The organism is Marinomonas profundi, from assembly GCF_020694005.1.
Taxonomy (GTDB): Bacteria; Pseudomonadota; Gammaproteobacteria; order Pseudomonadales; family Marinomonadaceae; genus Marinomonas; species Marinomonas profundi.
The window spans coordinates 1,205,447-1,219,352 of record NZ_CP073013.1 but is presented as its reverse complement, the minus strand read 5'-3'; the positions used below and the strand labels follow the sequence as shown (position 1 = coordinate 1,219,352).

Here is a 13,906-nt window from a genome sequence, read left to right as displayed (position 1 = left end):
CGAAGCATGTTTCAAATATTACGAAATTTAATAAAACAGCTTTTCATAAAATGTTGAATAATGTTTTAGTGCTGCTATAGTGAACCAGTCTAAAACAAGAATACAAAGAGCTGCCCTATGTTTGTCTACAATAACGAAGTCCCTTTGGAAGACCTTGGCGCTGGCGTATCGCGCAAAATCATGGCCTACTCCGATAACATCATGACCGTGGAAGTGCATTTTGAAAAAGACGCCATCGGCCCACTGCACAATCATCCCCATGAACAATTAACCTACGTCTTGTCTGGCAAATTTGAATTCACCATCGGTGACGAAACCAAACTCGTTGGCCCAGGCGACACCTTGTACAAAGAACCCAACGTCATGCACGGCTGCCGCTGCTTAGAGCCCGGCGTATTGCTCGACAACTTCACCCCAGTCCGCAAAGACTTTTTATAAGCAAGCGACTGACGACATTGAAATAATTGAACCCATTCAGGAGAAAATAATGAAAATTGCACTGATGATGGAAAACAGCCAAGCGGGCAAAAACGCCACGATTTTAGAGCAACTCAATACGGTTGCTGGCCCGTTGAACCACGACGTATTTAATGTTGGCATGAGCGACGAAAACGACCACCACCTAACCTACATCCATCTTGGTATCATGGCGAGCTTGTTGCTCAATTCAAAAGCCGTCGACTTTGTTGTTTCCGGTTGCGGTACAGGTCAAGGCGCGATGATGTCCTTAAACGCTCACCCTGGTGTAGTGTGCGGCTACTGCCTAGAACCGTCCGATGCCTTTTTGTTTAACCAAATCAACAACGGCAATGCCATTGCCATGGCCTTTGCTAAAGGCTTCGGTTGGGCAGCAGAATTAAACGCGCGTTATATTTTTGAGAAGGCTTTCACTGGCCCTCGTGGTGAAGGTTACCCGATTGAGCGCAGAGAGCCACAAGTGAAAAACGCCGGTATTTTAAACCAAGTGAAAGCCGCCACCATGAAAGACAACGTCTTGGATGGTTTAAAAGCCATGGACCAAGCGCTGGTCAAAACCGCCGTGTCTGGCGAACGTTTTCAGCAATGCTTCTTCGACCACAACCAAACCCCTGAGATCGAAGCCTATGTACGCTCTTTGCTCTGATTCAAATTATCCTGGTGGGATGATGTCTAGCCGATGCCCAAAAACAACGGGATCAGAATAGGCACCAAAATACTCATAATAAACCCACTGGCAATACAAACCGGCACAATCTGCGCGCCATGGAATTTCCCCAGCATTGGCAGGGTAAAATCCATGGCCGTCGCGCCGGAATATCCAACCGACATATGGCTGTTGAGACGCGCCAAAAACGGAATCAGCATCAAGGCCAGAATTTCGCGACTTAGATCTAGCAAAAAAGCCGTTGTGCCAAGCACGGGATCCCCCAATCCGGTGATCAAGATGCCAGACAAACTGTACCAACCAAAACCGGATACCACCGCCAGTCCTTGATTCCAGTTTAGCCCCAACACTAGGCTTCCTATCCAGCCGGCAAATAAGGTGGTAAAAATAGTGACTAGGGCAATAATCATGCCTTGAGCATTGAGGAAAAGCTTGCGCAAGCGATGGTTGCCTTGGCGCAATTGACAGCCGATTAGAAACAACAACACATACAGCAAACCGGTGACAAGTTCATCTACGCCGGTGAGTAAATCGCTGGCGAAAATCCCCACCAACACCCCGCCAATCACCCAAGCAAGGGTTTTAGCGGCGTCCATCAATGCATGGCTTTTGCTGTCACTCGGCCCTGTTGCCAGACTATCTGCGTGAGTGCCACCAAACCGCAAGCCGCTGAGATACAGCCCCGCTAGACTGAAAACACTAATCAGCCCGAAAAACACAATGGCTTGATAACCCGCGATGAGCAGCTTTTCGGTGAGGTTATCCAGGGCACCAAGACTGAAGCCAATAAGCCCTAAAATTACGTAGACCAATTGCTCTAAGCCTTTTGCAACACGGGCCGGAGTGAATAAAGCGATATTGACCCAGTAACCAAAAAACAAAGCGACCAACAGGGGGCCGAGAGTGACGAGAATAGTCATGTATTAAATCAATCTTGTATTAAATAGTGGACAGGCATTTTCTCGATATTTCTTGCTAAACACAAGGCTAGTGATGGGGTTTGTCTATGGCAAAGAGTCATACCGACGGACGACGACTGTTTGCGTCCATAAAAAAACCGATTAGACAGATGTCTAACCGGTTTTTAGAAGGGATATTAATATCCGTTATACACTAAGCAGTTACGCCGCTGAGGCGATTTTCGCTTTAGCCTGATTAAAAGACTCTTCGCCTGGTTGGCCCAATGCTTGGCCGCCAGCGATAAAGGTTTCTTTGACGGTCACGCCAACAAAGCCCAAGAAAGTGTTCAGGTAAGGCACTTGATGATCCATTGGTGTTTCCGCTAAAAAGCTACCGCTAGCAACAAACAAGTACGCGTCTTTGTTCAACAAACCGACAGGGCCAGTTTCTGTGTATTTAAAGGTACGGCCTGCGCGAGCGATGTAGTCAAAGTAAGACTTCAACGTAGACGGAATACCGAAGTTGTACACAGGCGCAGAAATGGTCACCACATCAGCGGCTTCGATTTCGTCAATCAACTCATCGCCAATCGCCACAATAGCCTGTTGCTCAGCGCTGCGGTCTTCTTCTGGAGTGAACAAAGCACCCAATGTTTCGCTCGTAAAGTGAGGAAGAGGATTGGCATTGACGTCACGAACCACGACCTTGCCGCCTGGGTTTTTAGCAAGCCATTGTTCAATAAACTCATTCGCCAACTGACGTGATTTTGAATTGTCGCCAGAAGCGCTAGAATCGATACGTAGTAAAGTAGCCATAAAACAGTATTCTCCGTAATAAATAGGGGCCTATTTGGCGCCGTTATTTGATAATGGAGCCATTGTATAACCAAATTATTCGATAAAAAAGTGACTTTTTCTGAAGATATCAATCGAAAAAAACGATACATTTACGTTACTTAAATGTTTGTCTTGATCTATGGCACCATAACCCCCTCCCAGCCTCCCCCTTCAAGACACAAGGGGGAGGAGCAGGCCGGAATTGTCACTGTCCCTTCCCCTTATCACTTCCAAGGGGAAGGCTAGGATGGGGTTGTGTCTTGACCTATGGCAGTTTTTTTGTAGGTCGTGGCTTTAGCCCGACAAGGCGTAATTTGTCGTGGTAAGTTACATCTTGTCGGCATACTATTTTTAAAGGACAAATCGAGACAAGACCGAAGGAAGTCGTTTAGCGACAATCTCTCTAATACGAAATAATACGAAATAATACGAAAGCTCCCAAACCAAACATCAGCAAAGAGAATCACCGTGAAAGCACCAAGAGTAACCCTAGAACAGTGGCGAGTCTTACAATCTGTTGTTGATAGAGGTGGTTTTGCCCAAGCCGCTGAAGCCCTTCATAAGAGTCAATCTTCCATCAGCTATACAGTGGCAAAACTGCAAGAGCAGCTGGGTTATCCCTTGCTCATAATAGAAGGCCGCAAAGCCAAGCTGACCGAACGAGGCGAAGTGTTGTTACGCCGCTCTCGGCATCTATTAAAAGAGGCGGTGGACCTAGAAGAGCTAGCCCATACGTTGGGGCAAGGTTGGGAACCAGAGCTAGAATTGGTAGTCGATCAGGCGTTTCCTACGCCAGCCTTATTACGAGCCTTGCAAGCCTTTGAGCCACAAAGCCGAGGCACGCAAGTTCAGCTGAAAGAATCTGTGCTCAGTGGTGGCGAAGAAGCCCTTCGAAAAGGTCGCCCAGATTTAGTATTAAGTGGCATCGTTCCCAAAGGCTACCTTGCTGACCCTATTGTTGAAGTAGAAATGATCGCCGTCGCCGCCAGTACACATGTGCTGCATAAAGAAGCCGACCCCATCAACAATGAGCGTTTGAGTCGAGAGCTACAGATCGTGATTCGGGACTCGGCGTCAGAAACCTCCGTCGACGCAGGCTGGCTTGGTACAGACCGTCGCTGGACGGTATCCAGTGTGCAATCTGCGTTAGAAATTGTGACCAGCGGCATTGGCTTCGCATGGTTACCAAAAGCCGATTTAGAATACGCCTTGCAAAGCGGCAAACTCAAAAAATTGCCGCTTATTTCAGGCAGTGAACGCAACTTTCACATGTACGCTATTTTTGGCAAAGGTGAACGCACCGGCCCAGCCACACGCTTATTGGTCGAACTGCTGCAGGCAGAATGCAATGCTTGTCCCAAACGCTCAAGTGTATAAAAAACCATATTAAGGCCCAGTCAAATACAGGGTGTCCTTTATTTGTGCGTTTTTATATTTCTTATCTTAGAGTTTTGATAGACTTGCGGATTATTTTGTCATAGGCGAAGGATCTGTTTTGAAAATTGTTCCTGTGATTTTATCCGGTGGGATAGGAAGTCGCCTTTGGCCGTTATCGCGTGACCATTTTCCTAAACAGTGTTATGCATTAGTAGATGCCCACTACAGTCTTTTACAGCAGACTATGCTGCGTACTTTGTCGTTGGAAGTGGCAGATCCTATCGTGGTGTGTAATGAAGACCATCGCTTTTTAATCGCGCAACAGTTGCAGTCTATTGGTGTTAAAAACGCCCGTATTGTTCTAGAACCTAAAGGTCGTAATACCGCGCCAGCGATTGCTTTGGCGGCGTTGGAAGCGTTGCGCAGTCAAGCGGATGATGTGTTGATGTTGGTGTTGCCTGCGGATCATGTGATTCGTGATATTGCGGCGTTTGAAACCACGATTAAGCAAGCGGTTGAACTGGCGAAAGACGATGCTTTAGTGACCTTTGGTGTGCAGCCGACTCGCCCGGAAACCGGCTATGGTTATATTCGCTCTGGTGAGCACTTCGCGGTGGCGGAGTTTGTTGAAAAGCCCAATCTTGAAAAAGCGCAGGCGTATTTAGATTCGGGTGATTACCTGTGGAACAGTGGGATGTTTTTGTTCCGTGCTAAAGCGTTTTTGGGTGAGTTGGCGGTTCATCGTGATGATATTTATCAAGCGGTGAGCCAAGCCTACCAAGAGCGTTCGGAAGATTTGGATTTTGTGCGTGTCGACGCCGAGTTGTTTGCACAATGCCCTGAAGAGTCGATTGATTTCGCGGTGATGGAGCCGACGAAAAAAGCGAAAGTCGTGCCTTATGCGGGGGATTGGAGTGACATTGGTGCTTGGGATTCCTTGTACGATTACGCGGATAAAGACGCAGACGACAACGTGTTGCTTGGCGATGTGATGGCCGAAGGTTCGACGAATTGTTTGATTCGCTCTGAGTCGCGTTTGATTGCCGCTGTAGGTGTGCAGGATTTGGTGATTGTCGAGACGGCTGATGCGGTGTTGGTGATGGACAAAAACAACGCCCAAGATGTGAAGAAGATTGTGAAACGCATCCAAGCCGAAGGTCGTGAAGAGCATATGTATCACACCACTGTGCATCGCCCTTGGGGAACCTATCAAACAGTCGATCTTGGTCATCGTCATCAAGTAAAACGCATCATGGTCAAGCCCGGCGAGAAGTTAAGTGTGCAGATGCATCATCATCGTGCAGAGCATTGGGTGGTGGTGTCTGGTACGGCGAAGGTGCAAAACGGTGATCGTGAAATTCTGCTCACCGAAAACGAATCGACTTACATTCCGGTTGGTGTAGTACATGCTTTAGAAAATCCAAGTGATTTACCTTTGGAAATCATAGAAGTCCAGTCTGGTAGTTACTTGGGTGAAGATGACATAGTGCGTTTTAGTGACCGTTATGGTCGTTAAGATAGCGGACGTTACGTTGAGATGGGTAGCATGAGTACGAATGTACAGGTCAAACACCTCAGCAATGAATTGGGGGTGGTTTTCGGTGCTATGTGGTGTGCGTAGTTTGGTCAAGGATTTAACCCCTGAGATTTGCTTTGCATTTGTGCGCTCTTTCTTATAGGTGTATTGCTCTTAGTGCTATTGCTCACGGTTTACTGAGTGCAGCTCGTTTAGGTTGTTCTTCAGTAAGCGTCCGGCAAACCACACATTTTAATTACCTTCAAACACCTTAAAGTCTGTTGTCTTTTAAATCGGAGCAACAGTCTCATGTTTACCGCGTCTTCCCAGCTTAACGTTACACTGATTTGTGGGCCTACCGACATGCGTAAAGCCATTGATGGACTTTGCAATATTGTCGCCTACGATCTTAAAAAAGAACCTTGTAGTGAGCACATTTTTGTCTTTTGTGGTCGAGCACGTGACAAGATCAAAATATTGCAGTGGTCTAATAATGGTTTTTGGTTGCATTACAAACGATTGGAAAAAGGGCGTTTCCAATGGCCTGGCATTGAGGATGAGCATTTATCGCTGCACATATCTCATCGACAACTGAATTGGTTGTTGGACGGCCTACCCATTTGTTCCCAAGGGGCACATCCGCATTTAACTTACCGATATCATGACGCATAGCCCATTAGGTTGGTATAATCCAACCTATGAAAATACTTCCAGAAGACTTACCCAATGACGTTGAAGCGCTTAAAGCACTATTGCTTGAGCAAGCTTTACTATTGGGTAAAAAAGACAGCCTTCTGAGTGAAAAAGACTCGCTGCTTGCGCAGTGGCAATCTAAATACACGTTCATTTTAGAGCAGTGGCGTTTGGCGCAGCAAAAGCAATTTGGCAAAAGCTCGGAAACCTCACCTGGGCAAGGTGAGTTGTTTGATGAAATGGCGGCCGAATCTGATGTCATCGACACGGAGACTGAAACGCAGACCGTCTCTTACACTCGCTCGAAACCTAAGCGTCAGCCCCTGCCAAAGGATTTACCTCGCGAAACGGTTGTACTGGATATCGCTGAGTCAGACAAAGTCTGCTTATGTTGCCAAGGTGCACTTCATTGCATAGGTGAAGACCGTTCTGAAAAGCTCGATTTTATCCCCGCTCAGCTTAAAGTGATCGAAACCGTTCGCCCTAAATACGCGTGTCGAGAATGTGAAAAAACGGGAACACAGAACACCATCAAACAAGCGGCTATGCCGCCGAGTATTATCCCCAAAGGCATCGCGACCCCAAGTCTGCTGAGTCAGATTATCACGGGTAAATTCCAATACAGCTTACCGCTCTATCGACAAGAAACCTTATTTAAACAATACGGTATTGAGTTAAGCCGACGAACCATGTCAGATTGGATGAAAAAATGTGCCGATGCCTTAAAGCCGCTTTATGAACGACTACATCAAGAATTACTGAAACAGTCCGTTATCCAAGCCGATGAAACCACCCTGAATGTGATCAAAGAAGCTCGTTCAAAATGCTACATGTGGGTGTACTGTACAGGCAAAGAGGCCCCAGACAAATACAACCCGATCCCGAATATCGTCTTATACGATTACCAGTCAACACGAAGTGGGCAATGTGCTGTTGATTTTTTACAAGGCTTCGATGGTTATCTTAATGTGGACGGCTACCAAGCGTATGAATCCACCCAAGCCACGTTGGCTGGTTGCTGGGCCCACGCACGTCGCAAATTTATCGAAGCGGAAAAAGGCATGCCGAAAGGCAAGTCAGGAAAAGCAACGATGGCGATCAACCACATCAAAAAACTGTACGCCATCGAAACGCTGGCCCAACAGGCCGACAATGCAGAAGGCGCATTTAAAATCCGTCAGGAGCAAGCTCCCGAAGTACTAGCGACCTATAAAGCCTGGCTTGAGAAATCGGCTCAACAAGTGCCGCCGAAATCTTTATTGGGTAAAGCCATCCAATACAATCTCAATCAATGGGACAAACTTACCGTTTACTTGACCGACTATCGCGTCAACATCGATAACAACCGAGCAGAACGCGCCATCAAACCCTTCGTGATTGGACGCAAAAACTGGCTGTTCTCGAATACGGGTAATGGTGCAAAATCCAGTGCAACGCTTTACAGTATAATAGAAACGGCCAAAGCCAATGGACTTATCCCGTATGATTACTTAGTAAGATTGTTTGAAGAGCTGCCGAGAAGAAAGGAAAACGATGACATAAACGATTTATTGCCGTGGAATATCAAGTCGTCCCTGAAAATCTCTCAACCTATTGAATCTAATGCGTTTTTATAAGATAGTTAATACCTAAATCTTACGATAAATACGCCTTTAGACCTAAAAAGTTGCAGAATGGGTGAGTTTTATGAAACCTCGTCAGTCAAAGATCGTCCCGCAAAAGGATTTATTCCAACCTCAGCTCTTAGACATCATTAACCCCAATCATCCTTTAGTTCGACTGGCTAAGATCATTGATTGGAACTTGTTGGATAACGAATTGGGGGTGCACTTTGCGACGGTTGGCGCAGCGGCTCTGCCGACTCGTCTTATGGCTGGATTGCTGTATTTGCAGCACTTGCATAATTTGTCTGATGAGATGGTGCTGGAGCAATGGCTTGAATCGCCTTATTACCAATATTTTTGCGGCGAAACCTTTTTCCAACACAACTTCCCGTGTCATCCAACCAGTCTTGTAAAATGGCGAAAACGGCTAGGAGAAGAAGGCTGCGAATGGCTGCTTACCCAGACGATACAAGCAGGATTGAAACTAAAAGTCATCAAACCAGCGAGCCTAAAACGAGTCGTGGTAGACACCACGGTACAAGAAAAAAACATCACCTTCCCAACCGATGCCAAGCTCTACAACAAGGCTCGACAGCAGCTCACTCAGGTAGCCAAAGAACAAAATATCACGCTAAGACAAACCTACGACAAAGCCTGTCATGAGTTAATGCCTAAAATTGGACGTTATGGTCACGCCAAACAATACAAACGGATGAAAAAAGCGATTAAGCAAGTCAAAGGCTTCTTAGGGCGAGTCCTGCGAGATATTGATCGGCAAGTAAAGCGGCAAGGATTAACGCTCACCCAAAAACAGGAAGACACACTTAACCAAGCCTACCGATTACTAAAACAAACTCGCCAGAGCAAAAACAAACTGTATAGCTTGCATGAACCCAATGTGGACTGTATATCCAAAGGCAAAGCGCATAAACGCTACGAATTTGGTGTGAAAGCCAGTATCGCCGTGACCGCGAAAGAATCCTTTATCGTGGGAGCAAGAAGCTATCCAGGCAATCCTTATGATGGACATACGCTAAAAGATCAACTTCAACAAGTTGAAACCCTGACAGGAAAAAAGCCGGAAACCTGTTTTGTTGACCGAGGATATAAAGGGTCTGGCGTGGAAGACATTAACGTCTTGATTGCAGGTCAAAAACGCGGAGTCCCTAAGAAAGAGAAGCACTGGATGGGAAGACGAAACAGTGTAGAACCCATCATAGGGCATCTCAAATCGGATGGAAAACTCAGACGATGCTTCTTAAAAGGAGTACTGGGCGATGCGATCAACGTGATTTTAAGTGCCTGTGGTCAGAACCTACGTAAGCTACTGAAGTGGCTTTATTGCGCCCCATATTTTGGGCCATTTTTAAGACGATTATGGCTGAAAATAATTTTTCCACTGGAAAGACCTAAAAATAGCATGGCGCTTCTAGCCTGAAACGCCATTATTCAGGGACGACTACCTATTGCGCGAGAAACGTATTCGCCGCTACGTGTATCAACACGTAATACTTCATTATTGTTAATGAGTAATAGAACACGTACCATAGCGCCAGTCGCCAGTCGCCAGTCGCCAGTCGCCAGTCGCCAGTCGCCAAAAAGCAGACTTAGAGCAGCGGTTAGCGGTATCTTTCAAACAGCAGACATTGGTAGCGCCTACTGTTTTACTGACGATACAACATCATACCAGCGTGACAAAGCACTCCATCTATAAAGGTGCCATTAGACGTAAAATCTGTGTCATTCCAATACTCAATATCGTCGCCTGTTATTCGATATCGGCCTTCATAGGCTGATTTGTCTTTTGACACCGTCAGCTGGATAGGCTGATTTTCTTATTGTGTTTGTCCTTTATTTCCGCATTTTTATATTTCTTGCTGTTAAGTTTTGGTAGACTTGCGGGATTATTTTGTCATACGCGAAGGATCTGTTTTGAAAATTGTTCCTGTCATTTTATCTGGTGGGATAGGAAGTCGCCTTTGGCCGTTATCGCGTGACCATTTTCCTAAACAGTGTTATGCATTAGTAGATGCTCACTACAGTCTTTTACAGCAGACTATGTTGCGTACTTTGTCGTTGGAAGTGGCAGATCCTATCGTGGTGTGTAATGAAGACCATCGCTTTTTAATCGCGCAACAGTTGCAGTCTATTGGTGTTAAAAACGCCCGTATTGTTCTAGAACCTAAAGGTCGTAATACCGCGCCAGCGATTGCTTTGGCGGCGTTGGAAGCGTTGCGCAGTCATGCAGATGGTGCGCTGATGTTGGTGTTGCCTGCGGATCATGTGATTCGTGATATTGCGGCGTTTGAAACCACGATTAAGCAAGCGGTTGAACTGGCGAAAGACGATGCTTTAGTGACCTTTGGTGTGCAGCCGACTCGCCCGGAAACCGGTTATGGTTATATTCGTGCGGGTGAGCGTTTTTCTGTGATGGAGTTTGTTGAAAAGCCGAATCTTGAAAAAGCCCAATTTTATTTAGATAGTGGTGAATACCTATGGAACAGTGGCATGTTCTTGTTTCGTGCTAAAGCGTTTTTGGGTGAGTTGGCGGTTCATCGTGATGATATTTTTCAAGCGGTTAATAATGCTTATCAGCAGCGTGCAGAAGATTTGGATTTTGTGCGTGTCGATGCGATCTTGTTTGCCCAATGCCCAGAAGAGTCGATTGACTTTGCGGTAATGGAGCGGACGAAGAAAGCCAAAGTGGTTCCTTATGCGGGAGACTGGAGTGACATCGGTGCTTGGGATGCTTTATATAATTATGCAGATAAAGACACTAACAACAATGTGCTGCTTGGCGATGTGATGGCCGAAGGCTCGACGAATTGTTTGGTTCGCTCTGAGTCGCGTTTAGTTGCTGCAGTGGGCGTGCAAGATTTGGTGATTGTCGAGACGGCGGATGCTGTTTTAGTGATGGACAAAAACAATGCCCAAGATGTGAAGCAGATTGTTAAGCGTATTCAAGCCGAAGGTCGCCAAGAGCATATGTATCACACCACGGTTCATCGTCCTTGGGGAACATACCAAGTAGTCGACGCTGGCGAGAGACATAAAGTGAAGCGTATCATGGTAAAACCCGGCGAAAAATTAAGCCTGCAAATGCATCATTACCGTGCCGAGCATTGGGTGGTGGTGTCTGGTACAGCGAAAGTGCTCAATGGTGAACGTGAAATCCTGTTAACGGAAAACGAATCTACCTATATTCCTGTTGGCGTGGTGCATGCCTTAGAAAACCCAGGTACGGTTCCGCTTGAATTGATTGAAGTGCAGTCGGGCAGTTATTTGGGCGAAGACGACATAGTACGTTTTAGTGATCGCTATGGCCGTTAAAAAAGTGGTCGTTAAGAGAGCGGACGTTACGTTGGGATGGGTAGCATGAGTACGAATACGGTTCAGGTCAAACACCTTAGCAATGAGTTGGGTGTGGCCTTCGGCACGAGTGGTGTGCGTGGTTTGGTCAAGGATTTAACCCCTGAGCTTTGCTTTGCGTTTGTGCGCTCTTTTCTTCAGGAAGTTTGTCCTTCTGCGTCTGGTGTGGCGGTGGGGGTGGATTTGCGTCCGAGCAGCCCAGCTATTGCCAAGGCCGTGCTGTTGGCCGCTGATTCTTGTGGCGCTAACGTGGTGTTTTGTGGGGCGTTGCCTACGCCTGCTTTGGCGTTTTATGCCATGCAACACAACCTGCCAGCGGTGATGATAACGGGCAGCCATATTCCGTTTGATCGTAATGGTATCAAGTTCTATCGCCCCGATGGGGAAATCAGTAAAGCTGACGAAGCCGCGATTATGGACGGTATTGTGGTGGTACCTGAAGCCCTTTCTGAGCAAGTCGCTCAGTTGGCTTTGCCTAATATTGATGACGTTGCAATAACACTTTTTAAACAGCGTTACACCTCGCTTTTTCCTTCGACTATGTTGCAAGGCAAACGCATCGGCGTCTATGAACATTCCAGTGTCGCTCGTGATTTGATCAAAGCCTTGTTATGCCATTTTGGCGCTGACGTGGTGTCGTTAGAGCGTACCGAGACGTTTGTGCCGATCGACACGGAAGCCGTGTCGGAAGAGGATGTTCAAAAAGGCTTGAACTGGTCTAAAGAATATCAGTTGGATGCCATCATTTCCACCGACGGTGATGGCGATCGCCCGCTGATCGCCAATGAAAGCGGCGAATGGTTGCGTGGTGATCTTCTTGGTGTTTTGTGTGCGGACTATCTGGCCGCAACGCATGTTGCCGCGCCAGTGAATGTGAATACGGTACTTGAGTTGAGGGGGGCGTTGCACCACCCCGTCAGAAAAACGCTACGCACTCAAATTGGCTCCCCTTATGTGATTGCTGGCATGGAAACACTGTTACAGCAAGCCCCAGAGGCTCGATTGGTGGGTTATGAAGCCAATGGCGGTTTTCTAGTCGGGGCGGATTTTGTGGTGAACGGGCAAACATTGCACGCGTTACCAACGCGCGATTCCGTATTACCTGCTTTAATTGTATTGGCTATGTCGTTTGAGCAAGCGTGCCCTATTAGCCGATTGACGGCTGAGTTTCCTGCACGTTTCACCGCGAGTGATCGCATTAAAGGTATTCCATCGGAAACCAGTCGACAGCTGATTGCTGATATTAAGGCAAATCAGTCAAAGCAGGCTGAATTATTATCCGCGATAGCGCAAGATGGTGATGTGCCTCACGTCGTCTCAATCGATGAAACGGATGGATTACGCATGACGCTCAACAACGGCGACATTGTGCATTTAAGACCGTCTGGTAATGCCCCAGAGTTGAGGTGTTATGTGGAGAGTGGTAACTATTTGTGTTCTAAAAAAAATCTCAACACTGTTTTAACGCTTTTTAAAGATATTTAGTCATAAAAAGTATTCTTTTTTTGAAAATATATTAGGTGATGCTGTTTTTTTTATATTCAGTCATTTTTCTGCGTCTCTGTATTTTTTTCTTCTTCAAAATAAGCCTTATTTTTTCTGAGATAGACAGGGTTGTTCGTAATTTTTTAATATCAATTGGCCATGGTGTGTGTTTGGAAAAATCAATAAATAATTCTTGCATCGGATGAGTGCAGTTTGGATGCCATGGTTTCAGCGAACCAATAAAATGTATAATATTTGATTTTTTAATTGATTGATAAAGTTCATCTTTTCTTTTTTGCAAGTAATCATAGTTTTTTTCATATGCAGAGTATGATGTTGGTTGGACGTTCCAGCTAAGATCGACAGGCTGATATTTGTCTTTTAAAATATAATTCAAAGCATCTTGATCTGGATATTTTAAGTTTTTTGAATTCTCGTTCAGGTAAGAAAGTGATTTTTCACCTATTTGATCTTTTTTCCATTTGATTAAATCAATTAACAGTACACCGCTATTGAAATAACTTTCATGTCTTTTTTTGAAAACCTCTGGAGAGCAAAGGTCGGTAACAGCACCCACAGGAAGACCATTTAGATTTTTTTTCCATAGATCTGCTAGATCTCCTAATACTAATAAATCGCAATCAAGATAAATGACTTTTTCCACATGCTCGGGTAGATAAAAATGCATATAGAGACGCAGAAGTGCACCTATTCCAAACCTACCTAAATGTATATTTAAAGAATTTAGGTTAGAGGTATCTACATTAACAATATGTAATTGAGCATCATAGTCTTGAATCGCTTTTTTTAGCTTTTTTTCCGTTTCAATTTTTAGTCCCGGTGTTAATAAGTAAAATGCGAATTTTTCCGGAGATGTTGTATTCAGCAATGATGAAATCATCACTGTTGCACTGTATGCTGCGTAGTTTTCATCTGAACATAATACGATATTAATCATTTTTAACGTTTTAACTTTTTATAG

13 protein-coding genes and 1 pseudogene are annotated in these 13,906 nt (G+C 45.6%); 9 read left to right on the top strand and 5 right to left on the bottom strand.

The window, feature by feature from the left end:
- The first annotated feature begins 117 nt into the window (after window positions 1-117).
- Both J8N69_RS05685 and J8N69_RS05680 read left to right on the top strand, forming a co-directional pair.
- A complete protein-coding gene (locus J8N69_RS05685) occupies window positions 118-438 on the top strand; it encodes a cupin domain-containing protein (RefSeq protein WP_168824735.1) in 321 nt (106 codons plus the stop codon).
- Window positions 439-487: 49 nt separating this feature from the next.
- Window positions 488-1,123, top strand: coding sequence for an RpiB/LacA/LacB family sugar-phosphate isomerase (locus J8N69_RS05680; protein WP_168824733.1), 636 nt, complete (start codon window positions 488-490; stop codon window positions 1,121-1,123).
- A 26-nt stretch (window positions 1,124-1,149) separates the two neighbouring features.
- On the opposite strand, the gene J8N69_RS05675 is transcribed toward J8N69_RS05680, so the two are convergent.
- Together J8N69_RS05675 and J8N69_RS05670 are read right to left on the bottom strand one after the other, a co-directional pair.
- Window positions 1,150-2,064: a lysine exporter LysO family protein gene (locus J8N69_RS05675; RefSeq protein WP_168824731.1), complete on the bottom strand. Its 915-nt coding sequence runs from the start codon at window positions 2,062-2,064 to the stop codon at window positions 1,150-1,152.
- 201 nt (window positions 2,065-2,265) lie between these two features.
- Window positions 2,266-2,859 (bottom strand): FMN-dependent NADH-azoreductase, encoded by a 594-nt coding sequence (locus J8N69_RS05670; protein ID WP_168824729.1) that lies wholly within the window; start codon window positions 2,857-2,859, stop codon window positions 2,266-2,268.
- A gap of 489 nt (window positions 2,860-3,348) precedes the next feature.
- Between J8N69_RS05670 and J8N69_RS05665 the strand changes: the two genes are divergently transcribed.
- The 5 genes from J8N69_RS05665 (at window position 3,349) to J8N69_RS05645 (ending at window position 9,508) form a co-directional block, all read left to right on the top strand.
- Window positions 3,349-4,257 carry a LysR family transcriptional regulator gene (locus tag J8N69_RS05665; protein ID WP_168824727.1) on the top strand — a complete coding sequence of 303 codons (909 nt, stop codon included), beginning with the start codon at window positions 3,349-3,351 and terminating at the stop codon, window positions 4,255-4,257.
- 118 nt (window positions 4,258-4,375) lie between these two features.
- Window positions 4,376-5,773, top strand: coding sequence for a mannose-1-phosphate guanylyltransferase/mannose-6-phosphate isomerase (locus J8N69_RS05660; RefSeq protein WP_168824725.1), 1,398 nt, complete (start codon window positions 4,376-4,378; stop codon window positions 5,771-5,773).
- A gap of 309 nt (window positions 5,774-6,082) precedes the next feature.
- Window positions 6,083-6,445 (top strand): IS66 family insertion sequence element accessory protein TnpB, encoded by a 363-nt coding sequence (gene tnpB, locus J8N69_RS05655; protein WP_227803952.1) that lies wholly within the window; start codon window positions 6,083-6,085, stop codon window positions 6,443-6,445.
- Between the two features lie 26 nt (window positions 6,446-6,471).
- Window positions 6,472-8,082 carry an IS66 family transposase gene (gene tnpC, locus J8N69_RS05650; RefSeq protein ID WP_227803989.1) on the top strand — a complete coding sequence of 537 codons (1,611 nt, stop codon included), beginning with the start codon at window positions 6,472-6,474 and terminating at the stop codon, window positions 8,080-8,082.
- Window positions 8,083-8,152: 70 nt separating this feature from the next.
- Window positions 8,153-9,508: an IS5 family transposase gene (locus tag J8N69_RS05645; RefSeq protein WP_168827461.1), complete on the top strand. Its 1,356-nt coding sequence runs from the start codon at window positions 8,153-8,155 to the stop codon at window positions 9,506-9,508.
- 11 nt (window positions 9,509-9,519) lie between these two features.
- Here the strand turns inward: J8N69_RS05645 and J8N69_RS05640 are convergent.
- Together J8N69_RS05640 and J8N69_RS05635 are read right to left on the bottom strand one after the other, a co-directional pair.
- Window positions 9,520-9,633: pseudogene (locus J8N69_RS05640) on the bottom strand (elongation factor P); the annotation flags it as partial.
- A 101-nt stretch (window positions 9,634-9,734) separates the two neighbouring features.
- Complete coding sequence (locus J8N69_RS05635; RefSeq protein WP_227803988.1) at window positions 9,735-9,881, bottom strand: Atu4866 domain-containing protein; 147 nt, start codon at window positions 9,879-9,881, stop codon at window positions 9,735-9,737.
- A gap of 121 nt (window positions 9,882-10,002) precedes the next feature.
- Here J8N69_RS05635 and J8N69_RS05630 point away from each other — a divergent pair, with 121 nt between their 5' ends.
- Together J8N69_RS05630 and J8N69_RS05625 are read left to right on the top strand one after the other, a co-directional pair.
- Window positions 10,003-11,400, top strand: coding sequence for a mannose-1-phosphate guanylyltransferase/mannose-6-phosphate isomerase (locus J8N69_RS05630; protein ID WP_168827459.1), 1,398 nt, complete (start codon window positions 10,003-10,005; stop codon window positions 11,398-11,400).
- Window positions 11,401-11,445: 45 nt separating this feature from the next.
- Window positions 11,446-12,924, top strand: a complete 1,479-nt coding sequence (locus tag J8N69_RS05625) for a phosphomannomutase (RefSeq protein WP_168827458.1) — start codon at window positions 11,446-11,448, stop codon at window positions 12,922-12,924.
- Window positions 12,925-12,955: 31 nt separating this feature from the next.
- Here the strand turns inward: J8N69_RS05625 and J8N69_RS05620 are convergent, their stop codons facing one another.
- Window positions 12,956-13,882: a glycosyltransferase family 8 protein gene (locus J8N69_RS05620; RefSeq protein WP_168827457.1), complete on the bottom strand. Its 927-nt coding sequence runs from the start codon at window positions 13,880-13,882 to the stop codon at window positions 12,956-12,958.
- Window positions 13,883-13,906: the final 24 nt, after the last annotated feature.